Annotated in this window: 25 protein-coding genes; 12 read left to right on the forward strand and 13 right to left on the reverse strand. The window is 70.8% G+C overall.

From position 1 onward, the window contains the following. The coding region (locus Pme01_RS21570; protein ID WP_275408549.1) for a DUF459 domain-containing protein at positions 1-855 on the forward strand (855 nt) is incomplete at its 5' end. Positions 856-889: 34 nt separating this feature from the next. Here Pme01_RS21570 and Pme01_RS21575 read toward each other — a convergent pair. The 4 genes from Pme01_RS21575 to Pme01_RS21590 all read right to left on the reverse strand — a co-directional run bounded on the left by Pme01_RS21575 (position 890) and on the right by Pme01_RS21590 (position 4,961). Next, positions 890-2,476: a GMC family oxidoreductase N-terminal domain-containing protein gene (locus Pme01_RS21575; protein WP_168117234.1), complete on the reverse strand. Its 1,587-nt coding sequence runs from the start codon at positions 2,474-2,476 to the stop codon at positions 890-892. Further along, positions 2,473-3,231, reverse strand: a complete 759-nt coding sequence (locus Pme01_RS21580; protein ID WP_373315506.1) for a DUF5987 family protein — start codon at positions 3,229-3,231, stop codon at positions 2,473-2,475. Before Pme01_RS21580 ends, Pme01_RS21575 begins: the two co-directional genes overlap by 4 nt. Then, positions 3,228-3,821 (reverse strand): hypothetical protein, encoded by a 594-nt coding sequence (locus tag Pme01_RS21585; RefSeq protein ID WP_168117233.1) that lies wholly within the window; start codon positions 3,819-3,821, stop codon positions 3,228-3,230. Before Pme01_RS21585 ends, Pme01_RS21580 begins: the two co-directional genes overlap by 4 nt. A 159-nt stretch (positions 3,822-3,980) precedes the next feature. Next, complete coding sequence (locus Pme01_RS21590) at positions 3,981-4,961, reverse strand: hypothetical protein (RefSeq protein ID WP_203935790.1); 981 nt, start codon at positions 4,959-4,961, stop codon at positions 3,981-3,983. A 181-nt stretch (positions 4,962-5,142) separates the two neighbouring features. Here Pme01_RS21590 and Pme01_RS21595 point away from each other — a divergent pair, with 181 nt between their 5' ends. Both Pme01_RS21595 and Pme01_RS21600 read left to right on the forward strand, forming a co-directional pair. After that, positions 5,143-5,523 (forward strand): YbaB/EbfC family nucleoid-associated protein, encoded by a 381-nt coding sequence (locus tag Pme01_RS21595; RefSeq protein WP_239088388.1) that lies wholly within the window; start codon positions 5,143-5,145, stop codon positions 5,521-5,523. A 2-nt stretch (positions 5,524-5,525) separates the two neighbouring features. Beyond that, positions 5,526-5,930 carry a YbaB/EbfC family nucleoid-associated protein gene (locus Pme01_RS21600; protein WP_239088389.1) on the forward strand — a complete coding sequence of 135 codons (405 nt, stop codon included), beginning with the start codon at positions 5,526-5,528 and terminating at the stop codon, positions 5,928-5,930. Between the two features lie 30 nt (positions 5,931-5,960). Here the strand turns inward: Pme01_RS21600 and Pme01_RS21605 are convergent, their stop codons facing one another. The 4 genes from Pme01_RS21605 to Pme01_RS21620 form a co-directional block, all read right to left on the reverse strand. Next, positions 5,961-6,818, reverse strand: coding sequence for a WXG100 family type VII secretion target (locus Pme01_RS21605; protein WP_168117229.1), 858 nt, complete (start codon positions 6,816-6,818; stop codon positions 5,961-5,963). Next, positions 6,815-7,162 (reverse strand): hypothetical protein, encoded by a 348-nt coding sequence (locus Pme01_RS21610; protein WP_168117228.1) that lies wholly within the window; start codon positions 7,160-7,162, stop codon positions 6,815-6,817. The genes Pme01_RS21605 and Pme01_RS21610 overlap by 4 nt, the downstream gene beginning before the upstream one ends. Beyond that, positions 7,159-7,794 (reverse strand): hypothetical protein, encoded by a 636-nt coding sequence (locus Pme01_RS21615; protein WP_168117227.1) that lies wholly within the window; start codon positions 7,792-7,794, stop codon positions 7,159-7,161. The genes Pme01_RS21610 and Pme01_RS21615 overlap by 4 nt, the downstream gene beginning before the upstream one ends. 172 nt (positions 7,795-7,966) lie before the next feature. Next, positions 7,967-8,245, reverse strand: a complete 279-nt coding sequence (locus Pme01_RS21620) for a hypothetical protein (RefSeq protein WP_168117226.1) — start codon at positions 8,243-8,245, stop codon at positions 7,967-7,969. A 14-nt stretch (positions 8,246-8,259) separates the two neighbouring features. Here Pme01_RS21620 and Pme01_RS21625 point away from each other — a divergent pair, with 14 nt between their 5' ends. After that, positions 8,260-8,397: a hypothetical protein gene (locus Pme01_RS21625; RefSeq protein WP_168117225.1), complete on the forward strand. Its 138-nt coding sequence runs from the start codon at positions 8,260-8,262 to the stop codon at positions 8,395-8,397. Positions 8,398-8,421: 24 nt separating this feature from the next. Here Pme01_RS21625 and Pme01_RS21630 read toward each other — a convergent pair whose 3' ends face one another. Both Pme01_RS21630 and Pme01_RS21635 read right to left on the reverse strand, forming a co-directional pair. Further along, positions 8,422-10,467 carry a hypothetical protein gene (locus Pme01_RS21630; RefSeq protein ID WP_168117224.1) on the reverse strand — a complete coding sequence of 682 codons (2,046 nt, stop codon included), beginning with the start codon at positions 10,465-10,467 and terminating at the stop codon, positions 8,422-8,424. Between the two features lie 246 nt (positions 10,468-10,713). Beyond that, positions 10,714-11,592, reverse strand: a complete 879-nt coding sequence (locus Pme01_RS21635; protein WP_168117223.1) for a LysR substrate-binding domain-containing protein — start codon at positions 11,590-11,592, stop codon at positions 10,714-10,716. Positions 11,593-11,691: 99 nt separating this feature from the next. On the opposite strand from Pme01_RS21635, the gene Pme01_RS21640 reads away from it, so the two are divergent. The 4 genes from Pme01_RS21640 to Pme01_RS21655 are packed head-to-tail and all read left to right on the forward strand — an operon-like array spanning position 11,692 to position 15,480. Then, positions 11,692-13,131, forward strand: coding sequence for a form I ribulose bisphosphate carboxylase large subunit (locus Pme01_RS21640; RefSeq protein ID WP_168117222.1), 1,440 nt, complete (start codon positions 11,692-11,694; stop codon positions 13,129-13,131). Between the two features lie 13 nt (positions 13,132-13,144). After that, complete coding sequence (locus Pme01_RS21645) at positions 13,145-13,570, forward strand: ribulose bisphosphate carboxylase small subunit (protein WP_168117221.1); 426 nt, start codon at positions 13,145-13,147, stop codon at positions 13,568-13,570. Between the two features lie 23 nt (positions 13,571-13,593). Further along, positions 13,594-14,562 (forward strand): CbbX protein, encoded by a 969-nt coding sequence (cbbX, locus tag Pme01_RS21650; RefSeq protein ID WP_168117220.1) that lies wholly within the window; start codon positions 13,594-13,596, stop codon positions 14,560-14,562. A gap of 9 nt (positions 14,563-14,571) precedes the next feature. Next, positions 14,572-15,480, forward strand: a complete 909-nt coding sequence (locus Pme01_RS21655; protein WP_168117219.1) for a sulfotransferase domain-containing protein — start codon at positions 14,572-14,574, stop codon at positions 15,478-15,480. A gap of 24 nt (positions 15,481-15,504) precedes the next feature. Here Pme01_RS21655 and Pme01_RS21660 read toward each other — a convergent pair whose 3' ends face one another. The 3 genes from Pme01_RS21660 to Pme01_RS21670 are packed head-to-tail and all read right to left on the reverse strand — an operon-like array spanning position 15,505 to position 17,762. Continuing rightward, positions 15,505-16,002 carry a hypothetical protein gene (locus Pme01_RS21660; RefSeq protein WP_205864339.1) on the reverse strand — a complete coding sequence of 166 codons (498 nt, stop codon included), beginning with the start codon at positions 16,000-16,002 and terminating at the stop codon, positions 15,505-15,507. Continuing rightward, a complete protein-coding gene (locus Pme01_RS21665) occupies positions 15,995-17,365 on the reverse strand; it encodes a hypothetical protein (RefSeq protein WP_168117218.1) in 1,371 nt (456 codons plus the stop codon). The genes Pme01_RS21660 and Pme01_RS21665 overlap by 8 nt, the downstream gene beginning before the upstream one ends. A 4-nt stretch (positions 17,366-17,369) precedes the next feature. After that, positions 17,370-17,762 carry a hypothetical protein gene (locus Pme01_RS21670; RefSeq protein WP_168117217.1) on the reverse strand — a complete coding sequence of 131 codons (393 nt, stop codon included), beginning with the start codon at positions 17,760-17,762 and terminating at the stop codon, positions 17,370-17,372. A gap of 239 nt (positions 17,763-18,001) precedes the next feature. Between Pme01_RS21670 and Pme01_RS31120 the strand changes: the two genes are divergently transcribed. The 4 genes from Pme01_RS31120 (at position 18,002) to Pme01_RS21690 (ending at position 21,159) form a co-directional block, all read left to right on the forward strand. Then, complete coding sequence (locus Pme01_RS31120; protein WP_239088377.1) at positions 18,002-18,223, forward strand: hypothetical protein; 222 nt, start codon at positions 18,002-18,004, stop codon at positions 18,221-18,223. 164 nt (positions 18,224-18,387) lie between these two features. Beyond that, a complete protein-coding gene (locus Pme01_RS21680; protein WP_168117216.1) occupies positions 18,388-19,293 on the forward strand; it encodes an MEDS and STAS domain-containing protein in 906 nt (301 codons plus the stop codon). Further along, positions 19,290-20,240 (forward strand): anti-sigma factor RsbA family regulatory protein, encoded by a 951-nt coding sequence (locus tag Pme01_RS21685; protein ID WP_168117215.1) that lies wholly within the window; start codon positions 19,290-19,292, stop codon positions 20,238-20,240. Before Pme01_RS21680 ends, Pme01_RS21685 begins: the two co-directional genes overlap by 4 nt. Before the next feature lie 100 nt (positions 20,241-20,340). Then, complete coding sequence (locus Pme01_RS21690) at positions 20,341-21,159, forward strand: GAF domain-containing protein (RefSeq protein ID WP_203935791.1); 819 nt, start codon at positions 20,341-20,343, stop codon at positions 21,157-21,159. Positions 21,160-21,169 lie beyond the last annotated feature (10 nt).

Below are 21,169 nucleotides of genomic sequence, written 5' to 3' on the forward strand. Positions count from 1 at the left end.
CCCGTCAGCGGCATCACCGTCGCGGCGACCAGCGTCGTGGCCGCCGCCGTGCTGGTACTGGCGGGCACCGAGCCGGTACCGGTCGCCAGACCGGTCGGCGCGCCCCACATCGTCGGCGCGGCGGTGTCCACGACGCAGACCGCGGGCCCGCCGCCGGTCACGCGGCCCGGGCGTGCGCCCGGTGCCCAGCCGCGGATCGCGATCTTCGGTGACTCGGTCGCGTACACCCTCGGCGAGTTCCTGCTGCCGGTACAGAGCGGCCTCGCCGTCACCAGCCGCGGCAAGTGGGGCTGCGGCATCACCCGGCGACCGGCCTGGTTCATGGATGCCCCGCACGGCGTCATCGCCGACTGCGAACAGTGGGACCAGCGCTGGCGCAAGGACGTGGACACCGACGACCCGGACGTCGCCGTCATCCTGCTCGACCGCTGGGAACTCATGGCACGCGAGCTCAACGGCCGCTACCAGCACCTCGGCGACCCGGACTACGACGCGTACATCACCGGCGAACTCCGGCTCGCCATCGCCACCGCGTCGGTACGGGGTGCGCGGGTGGTGCTGCTGACCGCACCGTATCTGCGCCCGCCGGAGCGGCCGGACGGCAGCCAGTACCCCGAGGACACCCCGGAGCGCGTCGACGCCTGGAACCGGCTGCTGGCCCGGGAGGCCGCCGCGAACCCCGTACACCCGACGGTCCTCGACCTCAACCGGGTCATCTGCCCCGGTGGCGCGTTCGCGTGGTCGGTCGGCGGCGTACGGGTACGCAGCGACGGCGTGCACCTCACCCCGGAGGGGGTGCAGCAGATCATCGCACCATGGCTGCTGCCGCGCCTGGCCGCCGTGGCGATGACGTAAGAATGGCGCTCGACGACGCCATCGGGCGGGCTCCCTACCAGGCGTCCGAGTAGCGCACCGGCACCCCGAACTCGGCGGCCCGCCGTACGATCGCCGGCCCGGCCCGCTCGGCGAGCGCCGCGATAGTCAGCGACGGATTGACGCACAGCGACGTCGGTACGGCCGAACCGTCGGTGACGAACAGGCCGGGGTGGCCGCGTAGCTCGTTGCTGTCGTCCAGCGCGGAGGTGGCGGGGTCGTCGCCCATGCGGCACGACGACAGCGGATGGGCGCACAGCGCGCCGCCGACGTCGCTCCACGGGCGTACCCGGGACAGGCCGTCGCGCTCCAGTACCGCCCGAGCCTCGGTGTCCGCCGCGGCCCAGCCGCGCAGCGTGTTCGCGGTCGGCGCGTACCGCAGCGGGCTCAGCCCGATCGACGAGGCGAGCCGCGTGAACGCGCCGGTCGGCGGCGGCACCCCGAAGGTACCTTCGTTGTCGTCCTCGGTCATGGCCAGCACGGTCAGCCAGGAGCGCCACCGGGCGCTCAGCTCCTTCTTCTCCACGCCGAACCAGCTCGACCCGGCGTCGCCGCTGCGGGTCAGCAGGTTGGTGATGGTGGGGAAGTAGATCTGCTGCAGGGAGAAGCGGGTGAACTCCGCCGCGTGCGGGTCGAGCCGGTCGTAGCTCATCGATCCGATCGGCTTGCCGATGTGCAGCGCCTCGTACGGCACCCCCGGCTCGCGTTCGAGGCCCAGTACGTCCCGGATCCGGTCCTCGTTCATCGCGGCGACGCTGACCCGGTCACCGTTGCTGGAGAAGTACCGGCCGACGGCCGCGGGCACCCCGCCGAGCGCGGCCGCCGAACGTTGCAGCAGGACCGGGGTCGCCATCGCGCCGGCCGCCAGGACGACGATCTTGGCCTCGATCGCGCCGCCGCCGGTAGGTACCCGGTAGTCGTCACCATCCACTGTGGTGTACGTGACGCGGTACCGGTAGCCGGGCGTGACCGCGGGCCCGATGAGCTGCACCTCGTGCAGCGGCCGGATCTCCGCGCCGTGCGCGAGCGCCGCCGGGAGGTAGTTGAGCAGCATGGACCGCTTGGCGTCGAAGCGGCAGCCGGAGAGCATCCAGTTGCAGTTGGTACAGCGCCGCAGGTCCACGGCGACCGGGACCGGGTTGCAGGTGCGGCCGGCGTTGCGGCAGGCGGCCGCGAAAAGCCCACCCGGGTACGGGACGTCGTGCCACGACTGCTGCGCCACCGGGAGGGTCTGCTCGACCCGCTCGTACCAGGGATCCAGCGTCGCCCGCCGCAGCGACGCCGGCCAGAGCCGGTGCCCCAGGCTGCCCCGCCGATCGAACACGAAGCCGGGCGCGCGCAGCGAGGCGGCGAAGTAGACGACGCTGGAGCCGCCGACACAGTTGCCGGCGACCACGGTGATCCCGTCGCCCTGGATCAGATCGACGATCCGGGTGTACGTGCCGAGCCGCAGATCGTGGGTGAAGTCCTCGGTCCGCAGCCACGGCCCGCGCTCCAGGACGACGACCTTCGCGCCGCCCGCGGCGAGGCGGTACGCCGGGATCGCGCCGCCGAAGCCGCTGCCGATCACGACGACGTCGGTGGTCTCCGTTGCCGCGTTCATGCCGGGCTGCCGGACGGGGTGGTCGACGGGTGCGGATCGGCCAGCGTGCGCTGGTAGGAGAACCGGGGGTAGCGCCACAGTCCGTCGGCGTCGGGCTGCGGGAACCGCAGGTGCGCCAGGCCCGGGTGGCCGTGCCGCACCGCGTCGGGCGTGTGCAGGTGCGCGGCCGTGTCGAAGGCCAGCGCGGAGACCAGGGCGAGCAGCAGCCACAGCTTCTGGTCGGGCGTACCGGGCCGTAGCAGGTCCGCGGCCAGGGCGGCGCGATCGGCGTACCGCAGGCCGACGAACGGCGGCTGGAGCGACAGCGGCGGCTGGAGTGACAGCGGCGGCTGGAGCGACAGCGGGGGCCGGCCGTGCGTGGTGGCGTACCCGGTCGCCTCGACGTCGAGCAGGCCCGCCAGCCCGGGCAGCAGCGGCGTGAGGCCGAGCTCGGGCGCCCTCAGGAGCGTGATCGCGCCGGCCTGTACCGCGCCGGGACCCGGGGCCGCCCCGGCGAGCGCGTGGTCGCCCGGGTACCGCTTCACTCCGGGCACGATGGTGTCCGCGAACGCCTCCAGCGTGGCGACGGTGACCGGGTCGACGGGCAGGGCTGGGCCGGCGGACAGGGCCGGGCTGGCGGACGCCCGACCGGCCGGCGCGACCGCGTACAGCGCGCCGACCGCGGCGGCCAACCCGCGCAGCAGGGCCCGCCGGGACAGGGCCCGCCGGGACAGGGCCCGCCGGGACAGGGCCCGCCGGGACAGGGCGCCGGTCATCGGCACGGCAAGCCCAGGGGGAGCCGCACCCGCGCGCCCCGCGCGGCGGGTGCGGCGGGTGCGGTGGCGCCGGCGATCGTGTCGGCCAGGTCGGGCCGGTACGGGCGCAGTTCGGTGGCGACCCGTTCGGCGTCCGCGGGCTGCCCGGCGACCGTGAAGTTCGCCAGCCGCGCGGCGGCCTCGCCGGCCCGCTTGTCGAACCAGTAGCTGCCGTCCCAGCCGACGAGCCTGGTACTGCCGGGGCCGACCTGCACGCTCCAGTGGTCGACCTGCCAGTACCGGCAGGCGGGCACCGCGACGGCGAAGCGCGCCGGCTCGGCGAGCGCGAAACGCAGCGCGCCACCGTTGTCGGCGGTGATGTCCCGCTTGCTGTACTCGACGCAGAGCGGGTCGCTGCCGGCAAGCTCCAGCGGTGGCTTTTCGCCCTCGCCGAAGTGGTGGAAGTGGCACTCGCCGGCGAACGCCGGGTCGGCGTAGGCGGCCACGATCGGAGTCGCCGCGGCGGCGGGTGCGGCGGCGGGTGCGGCGGGCGCGAGCAGCGGCAGGGCAGCCGCCAGGGCGACGACGGTCGACTTCAGCGATCCATGCATGATCAGGCCGCTCCTCCCGCAGCCGGCGAAGCCTTCACCGGCGGGCTGCATTCGGCGTATCGTGATTCGGCGTATCGTGCCGCACCGGTACGTCCGACCACAAGGGAGTCACTCCTCGGCGCGGATCGCTCAGGCACGGATCCCTCAAGCACGGATCGCTCAAGCACGGATCGGTACTCCGTGTTCCCGGTCGTCGGTGAGGATCTCGAACAGCGCCCGGTGCTCGGCGACCAGCGTCTCGCGGGTACCGGTCGCCCGGTCGGTCACCTCCACCTCGCAGCGCGCGATCTTTGTGTTGAGGCAGTGCTTCACGCCGCCGGGCGGGTTCGCGTACGCGAGACCCACGAACGCCTCGGCCGGCGCCTCGATGCGCCCCCACACCCGTACGGTGTCCGACTGCGACGCGAACTCCCAGAAGAAGTACCCGAACCGGCCGCTCGCCCGCAGCCCCTGCCGCAGCGTGTTCATCGAGTGTTCCCGACCGCCGTGCCGCAGGACCAGCAGGGTGACCAGCGGCGTGCTCACCGGGCCGATCCGGTTGGCCGCCGTGGTGACCTCCAGAAAGGTGTCGGGGGCGTTGTCGAAGCCGGCCACCTGGCCGAAGGCGTACCGGTCGGTGTGCCGGCTGCCCCAGTTGTGGTTCTGGCTGCCCACCCAGCCGTCGACCGGCACCAGGCGTCCGTCGGCCACGAGTTCGCCGTCGTAGCGCGCCAGGGGAGTGCCGACCAGGCTCTTCGCGGTCGGGAAGCGGCCGGTGTACAGCCGCTTCGGCAGCAGGTACAGCGGCGGTTGGCCGTCCGTGTAGGTGAGGTCCCAACGGGTCTCGCCGGCTCTGCCGGCCAAAGCGTGCGGCTCCAGCGTGGAGTCCGCGATCCGCACCCCGAAGGCCCGCCGGTCGTACGCGCAGTCGGCGATCGGGTGCTCACGCTTGGCTACCACGTGCTCCCCGGTCTCCCCGTCGAACAGCACGAACCACAGCTCACCGAGCGCGTCCGCCGGCCGGCCCGCAGGACTGAAGACCGTGTACCGGATCCAGCAGGCGAGCGGCCGGGTGGGGTGGTTGGCCCGCTGGTAGAAGCTCTCATAGTGGCCACCCGGCCGGCCGGGTTCGTACCGTGCCCAGTTGACCTGCTGGTCCATCGGTGAATCCGGCCGCATCGGTCCGCCGCCCTCCCTGTGTCATTGACGATCACTGTCATTGACGATCACTGTCATTGACGATCACTGTCATTGACGATCACCGTCATCGACGATCACCGCTGAGGGTATCCGTCGGCAACCCCCCGGAGCCGGGAGACCATAGACTGCCGTCGTGACGAGCATGCAGGACCCGGGCGGGTACGACCTGGGCGCCATGAGCCAGCGGCTGAGCTGGGTGGCCGAGGATCTGCGGCGCGCCGGGGATCAGCTCCGGCAGGCCGTCGACGGCGCCGAGTCGCTCAGCTACGAGGCGGCGTCGAGCGACGGTCTGGTACGGATCAGCGTGAACGGCCGGGGTCGGGTCACCTCGCTGGAGCTGAGCCCGTACGTGCTGCGCCAGGACCCGGACACGCTGGACGCCGCCCTCACCGCGACGCTGAACGACGCACTCGGGCAGGCGCGCGCGGGCTCCCGGCAGGCGCTGTCGGAGGCGCTCCCGCCGCACCTGCGTGCCGGCATCGAGCAGACGGTGGACGACGCCCGACGGGAGGGCCCACGGTGACCATGCCCTCGCCGGACGAGCGGATGGAGCAGCTCCAGCGGGCGGTCGAGGACTACCCGTACCGGGTCAGGCGGCTGACCGAGGACGCCGCCGAGGCGGCGGCGCAGAAGGTGACGGGGGAGGCCGGCAACGGCCAGGTTGTCGTCACGGTCACCGGCGGCGGTGCGATCGACAGCGTCCGGGTGACCTACGGCGCCCTGCGCGAGCTGGACAACCGGACCCTCGCCGACCGGGTGATGGCCGCGGTCAACGACGGACTGGAACGGGCCGAGGCGCTGATGCCCGGCGCGGGAGAGCCCGACGACGCGGCCGCCGAGGAGGCGCTCCACCGGTTCGAGCAGCGCATGGACGACCTGCTCTACGAGCTGGACTACATCGACCGGAAGCTGAACCGGATCGACGAATAGAGGCGGCGCCGGCCTACCGCTGCGCCTCGCCTACCTCTGAGCGTGGTCCTGGGCGTCGCTGGCGTCCTGCCAGCCCTCGACGTAGTCCTTCCCGGTCGCGTAGAGCTTGCCGCCCCCGCCCGGGATGTTGACGGTGCCGCCGGTGGCAGCGGAGATCCCCTTGGACGTGGCCGCGTACTGGATGCTGGAGCTCGTCATCGCGCCGAGCTTGTCCCAGCCCTTGGCGGTCTTGGCGAGTGCCTTGCCATCCTTGAGCACCTCGAGAAGCTGCTTGACCACCTGGCTGATCGTCTTGAGGAGCTGGCTGAGCTTGCGGAAGATCTCGGCGACCTTGGCGAGGACCTGGGCGAGCTTCTCGACCACGCGGGCCACCTTCGCCAGCGTGTCGACGGCCTTGGCGACGACCGCGGCCACGCCGGCCGCGAGGCTGGTGCCGAGCGAGATCACCGCCAGCGCCACGTTCACCGCGATCGTGCCCAGCGCGAACATGATCAGGCTCGTCACCAGGTCGATGATCATGTTGGCGCTCTCGACACAGGCCTGGGCCCCGGACTCCAGCACCTCCTTGACCGGCTTGATGGCCTCGGCCAGCTTCGCCAGCTGCTCCTCGACGTGCTGCATCTTCTCGGTGAACGCGTCGTAGGCGTCGCCGCGCCACTGACCGGCGAGGGCCGCGCGGGCCTGTACCTGCTGCTGGCCGACCAGGTGCACGGACTCGGCGATCTGCACGTACTGGCCCGCGGCGGCCATCAGCGCGTCGGGGTTGCCGGCCACCGACTTCAGGCAGCCGTTCGCCCAGTCGAACGGCTCGTGCAGGACCTCCTGCACCAGGCTGGGCAGCGAGGAGAACCACGACTCCAGCTTGTTGGCGTGCTGCTCCCCGCTCATCGGACCCCCCGGATGTCGACGCCGCTGAGGCCCTGCTCGACGGCGGTGTGGCTGTCGCGCGCCGCCTGGTCGGAGGTGGTGTACGCGACGACGACGCCCCGGACCGTCGCGGCGATCTCCGCCAGGGCCTCGGAAGCCGAGGAGATCGAGTCGGCGCAGCCGGTGACGAACTCGTCGTACGCCTCGTAGATCCGGCCGCCGATGCCCGGTACGTAGCCGAAGGCGTCCCGCGGCACGTGCACACCGTCCATCCGGCTACGCAGGTTGCCGTACTCCTGCTGGCGGCTCATCGTGGAGGCCGCGAACCCCTCCACCGCATGCGGCTCGATGTAGAACTCGCTCATGGTGCCCCCGTCTGTGTGGTCGGACCGGCCAGCGCCGCCACCAGGGAACGGCCTCGGGCGGCGGACACGAAGCCCGGGGTCCAGGCCTTCATCGACCCGTCGGTGAAGCGCACCTCCACCCGGCCTCGCTGGAACAGCAGCTTGCCCCGGCGGGTCGCGGACGCCACCGCGGTCCGCGGCACCTCGAAGAGGATCTCGTAGCTTCCCTTGTCCGGCTTGTCCTCGGCCAGCACCAGCAGGCGCCGGTCGGTGACCGCGTACGCCATCTCGCCGCCGTACGACTTGGCCGTGCGCCACAGCCGGCCCGCCAGCGACCCCGGGGCACCTTCGCCGGAGATGCCGCCCATCCACCGGTCGATGCGGTTGGGATTGACCTGCAGTCCACCCTGGAACGGGTCGAACCCCTCGATGAACCTGTCGGAGCGGGGCAGCGGCCCGCGCTTCTCGACGTACTGGCGCATCCGGGGAGTCAACTCGGCGACCGTACGCTCGAGCCGGCTCTCGTCACCGATGAGCGGCTCCCGGTAGGGGCCCATGTCGATCAGCCGTTCGCCGGGCTCCAGCACCGCGGCAACGTCCGCCCCGTACAGCTTCACGTAGTTGACCAGCGGCATGTCCCGGTGCTCTTCCATCCATCTAGACAGCGGCGGACCTCACCATATCGGTCGGCCGATCCGCCGTGCCACCCCCGCTACTCCGCTGTGGGCGCGGGCGCCGCCGCACGGCGCCGCTTCTCTAGCATGGTTCCGGGCTCCCCGGCGACGGACCGGCGGGGGCGGCGTGCGGCGAGGGCGAAGGCGGATGTCATCGGTGAGCATGGATGCGGATACGTGGCTGCCCCCGACCGTCATCCCGCAGCAGCGGGGCGCCGCCGAGGCGCGCGGCGAACTCGTCGAGCGCGGTGGGTTTCTCGTCCAGGCCGGCCGGCGGCTCGGTCAGGTCGTCCGCCGTCGGCCGTCGGGGATAACGCCGAATCAATGGAACAGCGCCGTCCGTACCCACCTGACCTTCGTGGTCTGGGAAGCGGACGCGGTGACGCCGGTGGCGCACGAGTCCGCGATCAACGCCGTGTTCGCCGGTCACGATGCGGCCATGCTGTGCCTCTCAAGACGCTCGACATCGCTGAGCCACGGCTCGTCGGCCGGGACCTCCTGGGGCGCGACTTCGCCGAACTCAGGCTGCGCCGGGACCAGATGGCGGGCGCCTTCGAGTACGACCACCTCTCGTTCGGGTAGCCCTACGGGCTCGTGGGCACAGCCTCACGGGCGGACCGTCGACCGCGATCCGCCGGGCAGGGTCCGCTCGTCGACCACGTCGAGCCTGAGGTCGGGCCGTTCGGCCGCCAGCCGCCGCATCCGGTCGAGGATGGCGTCGTCGTCGGTGACCACCCGGTACTGCCGATCGTTCCGGCTGGCCACGATGCTCTCCACGTACTCGTCCGGGGTGCGGTTGTACCGCAGCCAGATGAAGGTGAACCAGTCGGTGGTCCGGTCCCGCCGGAGGCTGCACAGCAGCTGCATGGTGATGGTGTCGACCCTGTGCCGGGTGTGCACGATCAACGCCCGGTCGTCGTTCGGCGTGTAGCGGTGGACGCGGTAGGCCAGGTGGGCCGCGACCACGCCGGCCGGGTTGCGCCGGAGGTAGTCGTTGACCCAGCCGCTGTTCGCGGTGGCAACCCCGGGCCGCACCTCGAGACCGCCGGTGACGGCGGCGACAGCCGCCACGCACGCGGTGGCGATGACGGCCATCCGGCGCCGGCCGTCGACGCCGAGCTTGAGCCGCCCCAGCAGGGGGGTGGCCGCGCCGGCGGCGACCAGCGCCGTCACGATCACGCAGTACATCATCTTGTCGAAGAAGTAGGCGAGCGTGCCGATCAGGTAGAGCTGCACGGCTGCGAGCGCCGCCGTCGCGCCCACCACCGTCGCGACCGACGCTGTCACCGAGCGCAGCATCGGCGACCAGCGCCGGGCGCAGGCCAGGGCCAGGACGAACAGCGCCAGCAGGACGGCGGCGTGGCCCAACGGCACGGTACGGATGCCGAACTGCTGGACCAGGAGGGCCCACGAGTGGTCGGAGGCGTTCTTCATCCGCGGGATCGGGGCCACCGCCACCGTGACCACGCCCGCCGTCAACAGCACCGGCCAGTGTCGCAGCAGCCGGCGGCGGTAGGTCCACCCGTACAGCAGCAGCGGGACCGCCGCGAGCGGCAGCAGCAGGTAGTACGTGAAGGCGACGCCCAGCACCGCGGCCGAGAGCGCGACGATCTGCTGTCGCGTGCTGGGCAACGGCCGGGCCGCCAGCACCATGATGAACACGAGGTACGTCATGCCGACCACCTGCGGCGCGAACCCGTACCTCCACCCGTCGAAGAGGTCGCCGAAGAGCAGGTAGCCACAGATGAGCCCGGCGACCGGCCAGAAGGTGAAGATCCGGGCCGACGGACCGGCCAGCCGCCGGGCACCCCAGATCATGACCAGGCCCAGCATCGAGTAGGCCAGGATGTCGTAGCCGAGAAAGCGCGAGTACGCCGCCGTCGCGTCACCGGGGACCGTCGTGGAGGTGAGGAAGTTGTCGAGCACCGCGCCGACCATGTGGGCGCCGGCCGGATAGGTGCGGTCCGTGTGCATGACCCACTGCGCCGTCACGGCCGACTCGGGCGTGAAGAACAGGTACCCGCCGGCGCGCCGCATCGAGTCCATGACCATGAAGTGGCGGTGCAGGTCCTCACCGAGCACGAGCATGCCGAAGCGGTCGGGCAGCGCGCGGACCAGGTACGGGATGCCCAGCAGTGCGGCGAACCCGCCCGCCGGGACGGCCACCAGCAGGTCGGAGCGGCGCGGCCGCGGCAGGCTGGGCGCCCGTCCACGCACCCCCCAGAGCAGCACCACGACGGTCAACGCCGTGCCGCCCAGCGCCACCGGATGCAGGTGCCACGGCCACACCGAGAACAGCAGGCCCGCGAGGCAGGTGGTGCCGGCCAGCGTGATCAGTGACAGCACGAGCCGGTCCATCAGGGTGCCCGCCCGGTCCAGCACGACGGCGGTGGCGACCACCACCAGGACCAGCAGCAGCCAGTCGGCGCGCGCCGCGTGCAGCGCCACGGCCGCCAGCCAGGCGCCGGCCAGGCCGGCGGCGGTCAGGAGCAGGCGCCGGCCGAGCGTCGGAGCGCTGCGCGGACGCCGTGCCGCTCCGGACGCCCGCCCCACGGCCGGCGGTGCGCCGTCGGCCACCCGGGTAGCGGCCGGAGCCGGGTCCTGGGCGGACGGGTCCTGGTCAGGCGAGTCCTGATCGAGCTGGGACGTCATCGCGGTCGTTGTTCCGTTTCTGTGCTGGCTGCGCGTCACGTCGGCGCCGTCACCGGCTGGCGTCTGCGTTCCTCTCATGGCGAGCCCCCGCTCTCGCGCCGTGTGGCGGCGCTCCTGTCCAGAAGTGTTCCAGACTGTTCGCGGACGGCGGCGCTCACCGTACCGGGCATGAGCCGGTCTGCTCCGACCGGACCAGCCCCGAAGATCCGGGCCAACCGCCCGTTCCCGCGCCGAGCCGCGCGGGGCTCAGGACGAGCGGGTACGCGGCCGGCGCCAGCCCCGCTGGAGCAGGTGGTCGACGAGCAGCAGGGTCGGCCCGCTCGCGTGCTCGACGGAGGCCGCGTGCCAGGGCCGGCGCAGGGGGGTACCCGGGACCGGCACGACCGCCAACCGCCCCTCGGCCAGCTCCCGCTCCACCGCGGCCCGGGACACCAGCGTCAGCCCGAGCCCGGCGACCGCCCCGGCCACCACCGCGCCGTTGGACCCCAGGACCAGCCGGGGCGGGTCGATCTCCAGCCCGGCCAGCAGCGACTCGCAGGTGGACCGGGTACCCGAGCCGGGCTCCCGGAGCAGCCAGGTGCGGCCCGCGAGGTCTGCCTGCGCGCCGGTCCCACCCGCCTCCACCACCACCAGTTCGTTCGGGAGCGCAGCCCTTACCCGCGCGTCCAGGCCCGCCGGTGGCCGGCCGGCGATGGTCAGGTCGACGGCGTGGTCGCGCAGCAGCGTCCAGACGTGGTCGCTCGCCCCGACCGAGAGCCGGATCTGGATGCCCGGGTGCGCCGTGCGGAACGAGGCCAACAGGTCGGGCAGGAGATGGTCGGCGGCGGTGGTGACGGCCCCGACCGCCACCTCGCCGCGCTCCGGGTCGAGTTCGCCCCGGGCTGCGGCGCCGGCCCGGTCCAGCAGGCCGAGCATCTGGCGGGCGTACCGGGCGTAGACCCGGCCCGACGGGGTCAGCCGCAGGCCGCGCCCGTCCCGCTCGACGAGCGCGACGCCGACGTCGCGGCTGAGCGCGGCGACGGCGGCCGACACCGCGGACTCGGTGACCACCAGGCGGCGGGCAGCCTCCCGGACCGAGCCGGAGTCGGCGACCTCGACGAACGCGCGCAGCCTCGGGAACGTCACGGCGCTCTCTCAATCGAACGCTCAAGTGTCACGCGGGAACTCTTGATGGACAGTCAAAGCCTGCCACGACGAGCATGGATCTGACGAGAGGAGCCCGTCATGGCGGACACCACCAACCGTTGGGCGGCCGGGGTGATCCCGTACGCGGACATGGGCTACTGGCAGCCCGACTACGAGCCCAAGCCGACGGACGTGCTCGCGGCGTTCCGGGTGACGCCGCAGCCGGGGGTTCCGCCGAACGAGGCGGGCGCCGCGGTGGCGGGCGAGTCCTCCACGGCCACCTGGACGGTGGTGTGGACCGACCGGCTCACCGCGTACGAGAACTACCAGGGCAAGTGCTACCGGGTCGACCCGGTACCGGCCCGGGAGGGCCAGTACATCGCGCACATCGCGTACTCGCTCGATCTGTTCGAGGAGGGCTCGATCGCCAACCTCACCTCCTCGATCATCGGCAACGTCTTCGGGTTCAAGGCGGTCAAGGCGCTGCGGCTGGAGGACATGCGGATCCCGCCGCACTACACCAAGACCTTCCAGGGCCCCGCGCACGGCATCGTGATGGAGCGGGAGCACCTGAACAAGTACGGCCGCCCGCTGCTCGGCGCGACCACCAAGCCCAAGCTCGGGCTGTCGGCGCGCAACTACGGCCGGGTGGTCTACGAGGCGCTGCGCGGCGGCCTGGACTTCACCAAGGACGACGAGAACATCAACTCCCAGCCGTTCATGCGCTGGCACGACCGGTACCTGTTCTGCATGGAGGCGGTCAACCGGGCGCAGGCCGAGACCGGTGAGATCAAGGGCCACTACCTCAACGTCACCGCGGCGACCATGGAGGACATGTACGAGCGGGCCGAGTTCGCCAAGGAGCTGGGCAGCGTCATCATCATGATCGACCTGACCGTCGGGTACACCGCGATCCAGTCGATGGCGAAGTGGGCCCGGGCCAACGGCCTGATCCTGCACCTGCACCGGGCCGGCCACGGCACGTACACCCGGCAGAAGGACCACGGCGTCAGCTTCCGGGTGATCGCGAAGTGGATGCGGCTGGCCGGGGTGGACCACATCCACGCCGGTACCGTCGTCGGCAAGCTGGAAGGCGACCCGAACATGGTCGCCGGCTTCTACGACACGCTGCGCCTGGGCAGGGTGGACCCCGACCCGCGCAAGGGCCTCTACTACGAGCAGGACTGGGCGTCGATGCCCGGCGTCATGCCGGTCGCCTCCGGCGGGATCCACGCCGGCCAGATGCACCAGCTCCTGCACTACCTGGGCGAGGACGTCGTACTCCAGTTCGGCGGCGGCACGATCGGGCACCCGATGGGGATCGCGGCCGGCGCGACGGCCAACCGGGTCGCGGTGGAGGCCATCATCAAGGCGCGCAACGAGGGGCGCGACTACTTCATGGAGGGGCCGGAGATCCTGCGGGCCGCGGCCAAGCACTCCCGGGAGCTGGACGTGGCGCTGAACACCTGGGGTGACATCACGTTCAACTACGAGTCCACCGACACGCCCGACGTCGTCGAGACGCCGACATCGGTATAGGAGGAGGCGCGCGATGCGGATCACCCAGGGCACGTTCTCGTACCTGCCGGACCTCAGCGACGACGAGATCAGGGCGCAGATCCAGTACGCCCTCGACAACGGCTGGCCGTTGTCGGTGGAGTTCACCGACGACCCGCACCCCCGCAACAGCTACTGGGAGATGTGGGGGCTGCCGATGTTCGACCTGCACGACGCGGCCGGGGTGCTGTACGAGGTGAACGAGTGCCGCCGCGCGTACCCCAACCGGTACATCAAGGTGAACGCCTACGACGCGCGGTTCGGGCGGCAGACCACCGCGCTGTCGTTCATCGTGAGCCGGCCCGCGGAAGAGCCCGGGTTCCGGCTCGACCGGCAGGAGTCGGCCGGCCGGATGATCCGCTACACCACCCATCCGTACGCGCTGGACCTGCCGTCCGGCGACCGGTACCCGCAGCCGTGACCGGCGGGCGACCCGCGTTCGGCATGCGCGGTGATATCGGCGAAGCCGACGGGCGGGTGTCCGACGACGCCGATGATCGGCTCCCCGACGACGCCACCGTCGACCTCGCCGCCGAACGCGCGGCCGCCGGCATCGACGAGGTGCTCGACTCGTTGGACCGGGAGCTGGTCGGGCTCGCGGCGGTGAAGACGCGGATCAGCGAGATCGCCGCCCTGCTGCTCGTGGACCGGGTACGGGCGAGGTTCGGCCTGTCGGCCTCCCGGCCGAACCTGCACATGTCGTTCACCGGCAGCCCCGGTACCGGCAAGACGACCGTGGCGATGCGCATGGCGGAACTGCTGCGCCGGGTCGGGTACCTCGAACGCGGCCACCTGGTCGCGGTGACCCGCGACGACCTGGTCGGGCAGTATGTCGGGCACACCGCGCCGAAGACCCGCGAGGTGCTCAAGCGGGCTATGGGCGGGGTGCTTTTCATCGACGAGGCGTACTACCTGTACCGGGCCGAGAACGAGCGGGACTACGGCCAGGAGGCGATCGAGATCCTGCTCCAGGTCATGGAGAACCAGCGGGACGACATCGTGGTGATCCTGGCCGGCTACGCCGAGCGGATGGACACCTTCTTCGCCTCCAACCCGGGGATGAGCTCCCGGATCGCCCACCACCTGAACTTTCCCGACTACGACCTGGACGAGCTGGCGGCGATCGGTGGACTGATGCTGGAGCAGCAGCGGTACCGGCTGTCGGAGGACGCCGAGGAGACATTCCGCGAGTACCTGCGGCTGCGGATGCTGCGCCCGCGCTTCGCGAACGCCCGCAGCGTCCGCAACGCCGTGGAGCGGGCGAGGTTGCGGCACGCCAACCGCCTGCTCGGTGGTGCCGGGCACGCGTGGACCAGGGACGACCTGATGCGGTTGGAGCCGGCGGACTTCCTGGCCAGCCGGGTGTTCAGGGAGGCGGAGCCGCCGTCCGGCCCTGTCGGGGGACCCGGCTAAGGTCTGTCGATGGCCGGTGCGGCGCGGGTGACGTATCGCAGCGGGCTCACCGACAGCTCCCGATGGGAACGGTTTCCGTTCCGGCCCGGTGACATCGTGATCAGTACGCCGTCGAAGTGCGGGACGACGTGGATGCAGATGATCTGCGCTCTGCTGATCTTTCAGAGCGCAGATCTACCCGCGTCGTTGACCACGTTGTCTCCCTGGCTCGACATGCGGCTGCGGCCGATCGATGAAGTCCTTGCGCTACTCGAAGCGCAGCAGCATCGGCGGTTCATCAAGACTCACACCCCGCTGGACGGTCTGCCGCAGGTCGACGGCGTCACGTACGTGTGCGTGGGACGCGATCCGCGGGACGTCGCTGTATCCATGGACCATCACCGCGCCAACCTGAACCGCGACGTCTTCGAGAGGCTGCTGCCCCAGAAGCATCATGACGCGAGAACGGTCCACCCCGGCCGACCGGGCGACCAACGCGAGCGTGTCCTCCGGTGGATACTTGACCCGCGACCGCCGACGATGAACCTGGACTCGCTGCGGGGAGTCGTGCGGCACCTCGGCGGTGCCTGGGCTCGGCGGCAGGAACCGGCGGTGGTGCTCATGCACCACGCCGAGCTGTCCCGCGACCTGTACGGACAGATGCGGAGCCTGGCCGGGCGGCTGGGTATCACCATGCCCGGCAGGCTGTGGCCGACGCTGGTGGAGGCTGCCTCATTCGACCGCATGCGGGCACGAGCCGGTGATCTCGTGCCCGACGAGCGACTCGGGCTGTTCTCGAACAGGGACAGCTTCTTCCGATCCGGCAGGCCCGAGCAGTGGCGGGCTGTGTTCACCGCAGATGATCTCGTGGCGTACGAGGATCTGCTGCGGTCACTGGCCCCGGAGGACCTGATGACCTGGTTGGCAAACGGACGGTGACCCTTGGGCGGGTCGCCCGGCTGGTCAGCGGCCGATAACGTCGAGAAAGACGGTGCCGCTGCTGATATCGAGATAGACGGGCCCGCTGTATCGGGCTGTGCGCACGTCCTTGGCGAACTCATCGCTGACCTGCCAGGCGCCGGCCGCGGGTAGGAAGGGGCGCAGCTCGGCACGTAGCGACGCATCCCAGTTCGCGGGCGCGGGCTTCCACTTGTAGCGCGAGGCGGCCGATGCGAGGGCCTGGGGCGGCAGCACTGCCAGCGCCTGGATGTGCACGTCGGTAGGCCCGGGTACGCCACCGTTGTCGGACCCGGCCGCCGAGCCCTGCCAGTGGACCGTGGTGAAATCACCGAGCTGAGGAAAGCGCTTCGCGATCGGCTCCCGGTCGGTACGCACTGCCGACGTGCTCATGGTGGTGGTCCTCTCCGCGGGGCGTCGGTCGGTGGGGGAGCTGCCTTGGGTGCAGCCGGTGAGAGCCAGCAGGGTCACCGACAATACGGCCGCGGCGCGCAGGTCAGCCATTGTTGCGCCGGTCCACGCGGTCCTCACCGGGAGCGTTGCGTTCGGGGCCGGTGTCGGCGCTGACGTCGGACGACTCGCCGATCGTCCATGTCACAGTGCGTTCCACCTGTCCGTGCGTAGGGAACCCCTTGGCCCAGCCAAGAGTTGAGAACCGGCCGTTTTCGTTGTCGGGTGCCCCGGTGGCGATGTCGGCGGCGTTCGCGTTGAAGTTGTACATGTCCTCGGCGTGTACCTTGATCTTCATCGTGATCTGGTTGCCGTTGACGACCACGTCGGACGTGCCGTAGACGGTGTGGTCGCCGAGGGCCTTCTGCCAGTTCTCGGTCGCTGGGTAGCCGCCCAGAGCCGTGACTGAGGATGGGTTTCCCGTCATCTGGAAGCCGGTCTGTCCGGTCTCGCGGTAGATCCGCTCCGCCTCCTTCTGCGCGGAGAGGATCTCATTGTCCACCGCCAGTCGGATGTTCGCGTCCTCCCGGTACGCCTCCTCGTAGTCCACCCGCAGGTCCGTGCCGGTTCCGTCCATGTAATGGGCGTAGGCGGCGGTGGCGTCGTCCAGGTCGACCCGAAGCAACTGGCCACCGCGCAGCTTGGCCTTCCACTTGGCCCAGCTGGCGTAGTCGCCGGGCGTCGGCGCGGCGTTGGGGTCGTATGGGAAGTCGTCGTCGAACGTCAGGTCGGGCGCCGTCGGCGGTCCGACGTGGTATTTGCCGTGGATATCCTCCAGGCCCGGCGTCTCGTCAACGATCTTCGCGCTGAGTGGTGAGCTCGCCAGGAAGTCGGGCAGTAGCCGATAGGCCGCGGTGAGCTGGCCGACGGCGTCTTCGCGCGCTTCCGTCTCGATACGGAGCGCGTCGTCGTAGGCGGCGGTGGCGCGGTGCCACAGCCGGTCGGCTTCGGCGCGTACCTTCTCGATCTCGTCGTGGACGCCGAGCTCGATCAGCCAGTCCGTGACTCCGGTGGTACTGCGCAGGTCGTTCCACTGCCGCAGCGGGTCGGAGAAGCGCACCTGCAATGACTGGGTGGCCACGATAGGTGCGATCAGCGCGTGCAACTGGCCCTCCGCGGTGACACCGTCCGCCACCAGTGTCTGGGCTTGGACCTGTGCCCGAGCATAGGCGGTGACAGCCTGCCCAGCCTTGTCGAACCCGTCATGTAGACCCTCGGCGAGGTCGATCGTCTCCTTGAGGCGCCGCTCGTAGAGATCCGCCGCATCGGATCTCCACTCCACCTTGCCTGGCAGGCCGTCGAGCGTTGGCAGTGCCGTACGAATGATGCTCTTGGTGCGTAGGCACTCCTCGCCGACCGCGTTGACGAAGCCGGGATTCATGTCCTCGATGTACTTCGCCGCGTCGTGGTAGGCCATGGCGTCACTTCGTTCGGTGGTCGGCGGCCCGGAACGTCGACGCCGTCAGGAACCTCGTCATGTCCTGTTCGGTCGCCTCGTCGGTCTGCTGGTAACCGATTGCCGCGGCCTTGACCCGTGTCGACAGCGCCGCGAGCAGCGCGACAAGGTCCTGGTACTGATCGTGCGCGAAATCCCCGAACAAGCGCATGGCCCGCGCCACATCCGGGTGGCTCGCAGGGTCCCTCGCCCAGTCCAGCAGGAAGCGGTCGAACTGCCCGGCCTGCAAGTCATGGGCCAGGTCGTGCAAGGTCGCGGCCGCGCCCGTGAGCGACGTGGGATCAACCTGAAATTCTCCCGTCATCGCCACCTGCCAGATCAACCGCTGTTGTTTCGACACGATACCCGCCGTGGTCAACCGCTGATCATCGTTGATTCGTCAACCGTGCTGCCGGCCGGTTCTGGAATCATGCCAGGCATGACTTCCGAATCGAGGCAGCTCAGCGTGCGGATCGACCGGTCGGCGGCCGACGTGTACGAATACGTCTCGAACCCGGCGAATCTCCCGCAGTGGGCTCCGGGACTGGGCAGCACCGTCGAGAACGTCGACGGACAGTGGTACGTGGAGACTCCGTCGGGCCGGGCCGGCTTCGCTTCGTGGAGCGCAACAAGTACGGCGTCCTCGACCACGACGTCACGATGCCGTCAGGTGAAGTCGTCTACAACCCGATGCGGGTCGTTCCCGACGGTGACGGCTGCGAGGTGGTGTTCACCCTGCGCCGACTGACCGACATGAGCCACGGGGAATTCGCCCGCGATGCGGGTCTGGTGCAGGCCGATCTTCAGCGGTTGAAGCGGGTGCTCGAAGCCGCAGGCTAGGCCGGCGACTGTTTCCCCGGGGAGTCGATCACTTTCGTTGTCGATCCCCGGCGCGTTCGGCTACCGTCGGGGGCGGCCCGCGCCTTGACAGGTTACGGGCCGTTTCCCTGCGGATGACCTCGACAGGGTGGTGGGCGTGGCGATGTCGAGGGAGGCGTCGGAACATGGTCTCCCCGATGGCGGTGGAGCGGCTGCAGCGTGGTGATCACGCGTGCTGGCTGTACAGCGACGAGCCGCAACGGCTGACTGCCACGGCCCGGTACGTGCAGGCCGGGCTCGACGGCGGCGAGAAGGTGCTCCTGCTCACCGAGAGCATCCGGCCCGACGCGTTGCTGGCCGGCCTCGACGCGCACGGTGTCGACGGGGCCGCACCGACCCGGTCCGGTCAACTCGAGATCATCACGGCGGATGAGGCATACCTGGCCACCCGTGGTTTCGACCCGGAGGTGATGATCGCGGGCTGGCCCGGTGTGATCGCGTCGGCCCGCGACGGTGGGTGGTCCGGTCTGCGGGTGGCCGCGGACATGAGCTGGGCACTGCGGGCGACCGTCGACGACTCCCGGCTGGCCTGGTACGAAGCGCACGTCAACGCCGTGTTCAGCGACACCTACACGACCGTGGTGTGCCAGTACGACCGGAGCCGGTTTCCGGCGACTGAGCTGCGCCGGATCTCGGCGGCCCATCCGGCGACGATCCCGGTGGGCGCGGACGGTGCCTGGGAACCGTTGCTGCACGTGACGCGCATGACCGACCCACCCGGGCTTCGCCTGTCCGGTGAGGTGGACATGTCCAACCGCCCCGCGGTCGCCGCGACGCTGTACGACGGGATCGCGGACGGTGCACACAGCGGGCGGGAGTTCGTCGTCGACGTCGCCGCGCTCCGGTTCGCAGACGTGGCTACCGCGGAGCTGCTGGTGGCCGCGGCCCGGACCGGCCCGGCCGGCCTTGCCGTCGTCGGTTGTTCGCCTGCCCTGGCCAGGATGATGACCTGGGTGGCTGAGGCCGACGGCGCCGGTGCTGAGGCGGCTGTGCCTGGGTTGAGGATCGTTGTCCGGGAGCGGGCGTCATGACTGTCGTGGCAGAGACCGGGGCCCGGCCCCGGGGTGATTTCGATCACCTGGCCCTGTTCTACCGGAACTCCGACGAGTTCGCGGCGGGCGCCGTCGCGTTCGTGCGGGACGGGCTGGCAGCCGGGGAGCCGACGCTGGTGTCCCTGGCGGGTGAGCACCTGGACCTCATCCGCGGCCGGTTCGGCGGGTACGGCGCCGACGTCCGTTTCCTCGACGCCGCGGCGGCCGCCCGTAACCCCGGGCGGATCATCGCGGAGGTGCTGTGGCCGTTCGCCGCCGCGCATCCCGGCCGGCGGGTACGCGTCGTCGGTGAGTCGATCTGGCCCGGTCGCGCCGGGTTCGAATACCACGCCTGCGTGGCGCACGAGTCCGCGATCAACGCCGTGTTCGCCGGTCACGATGCGGCCATGCTGTGCCTGTACGACGCTGTGGGCCTGCCCGAGACCGTGCTGTCCGACGCCGGTCGCACCCATCCGCTGCTGACGGACGGTGCCCGGATCAGCATCAGTCCCGGCTACGCCGCTCCGGAGGCGATCGTCCTGCGGGACCGGCGACTACCCGAGGCCCCGGCTACGGCGGTGACCATGGTGTACTCCGACGAGTCGATGCTGCGCCAGGTACGGCGCTTCGTCGTCGCGCACGCCGCCACCGCGGACCTGAGCCCCGAGCGGGCCGACGACCTGTGCGTCGCCGTGAACGAACTGGCCTCCAACACTCTCCGGTACACCGCCGGGCCCGGCCGCTTGTCCATCTGGACCGAGGCTGACGTCCTGGTCTGCCAGATCGACGACGACGGTCACATCACCGACCCGACGGTCGGCCGCGTCCCGCCCGGCCACGACCGCACGGGCGGCCGCGGCCTGCTACTGGCCCATCGGCTCTGTGACCTGACGTGCATCCACAGCAGTGGCGAAGGCACCCGGATCCGGGTACACGTCAACCGGTAGCCCGGCTGCGGGTGGCCGAACGGTTGCCATAGCATGATCGAATAGCTGGCGGGTGTCCGCTGAAACCGCTGCGGCAGTCGGTGAAAGGGGAAGAGCCGAGTTGTCCACGACCGTTGACGGCACCGCCCTGAACGACCCGGCCAGGCTGGCCGCGGTGCACCGCTACGAGATCCTCGACGCCCCCCGCGACGGGGAGTTCGACGTGATCGCGGAAGCAGCCGCCGCGCTGTGCGGCACCCCGATCGCCACTGTCAGCATCGTCGACGCCGACCGGGTGTGGTTCGCCGCTGCCCAGGGTCTTGACGGTGTCGCTCAGGTGGGCACCGAGCCGGGCCTGTGTGCGTCGGCTTTCCTGGCCGATGACGTGTACGTCGTCAACGACGCCTCGATCGACCCTCGTACTCTCGACCACCCGTTGGTGCGCGGCGAGTTGGGGCTGCGCTTCTACGCGGCCGCGCCGATCACCACCGCCGATGGATACCACCTGGGCACCGTCACCGCCATCGACTCCACCCCGCGGGAGTTGACCGAAGCGCAGACCGCCGTGCTGGGCAAGCTCGCCACGGTGGCCGCCCAGCAGCTGGAGCTGCGCCTGTCCGCCATCAAGGCGGTACGGGCCGAGCGGCAGCTACGGGCCGAGGCCGAAGAGCGCGCCGCCGCTTCGGCGAAGCTGGCCATGCAGATGCGTGAGGCCGCCGAAGCGCAGCGCAACACCCCCCACCCGGCACTGTGCCAGCTCGGGGGCACCGAGGGCTGCTCCGCCCCGGCGGAGCTGAAGGTCGCCGACTCGTGGGGCGACTCCGCCTGGGGCTGCGCCGCGCACGTCGAGGAAGCCATCATCAACGTCCGGTCGGTCTTCATCGCCAGCGAAGAGCTCAACGGACTGGCTGCTTACCGCAACCGCCACCGATCGCGCTGAGGGCGGGCAG

It is taken from the genome of Planosporangium mesophilum, from assembly GCF_016863255.1.
Classification (GTDB): domain Bacteria; phylum Actinomycetota; class Actinomycetes; order Mycobacteriales; family Micromonosporaceae; genus Planosporangium; species Planosporangium mesophilum.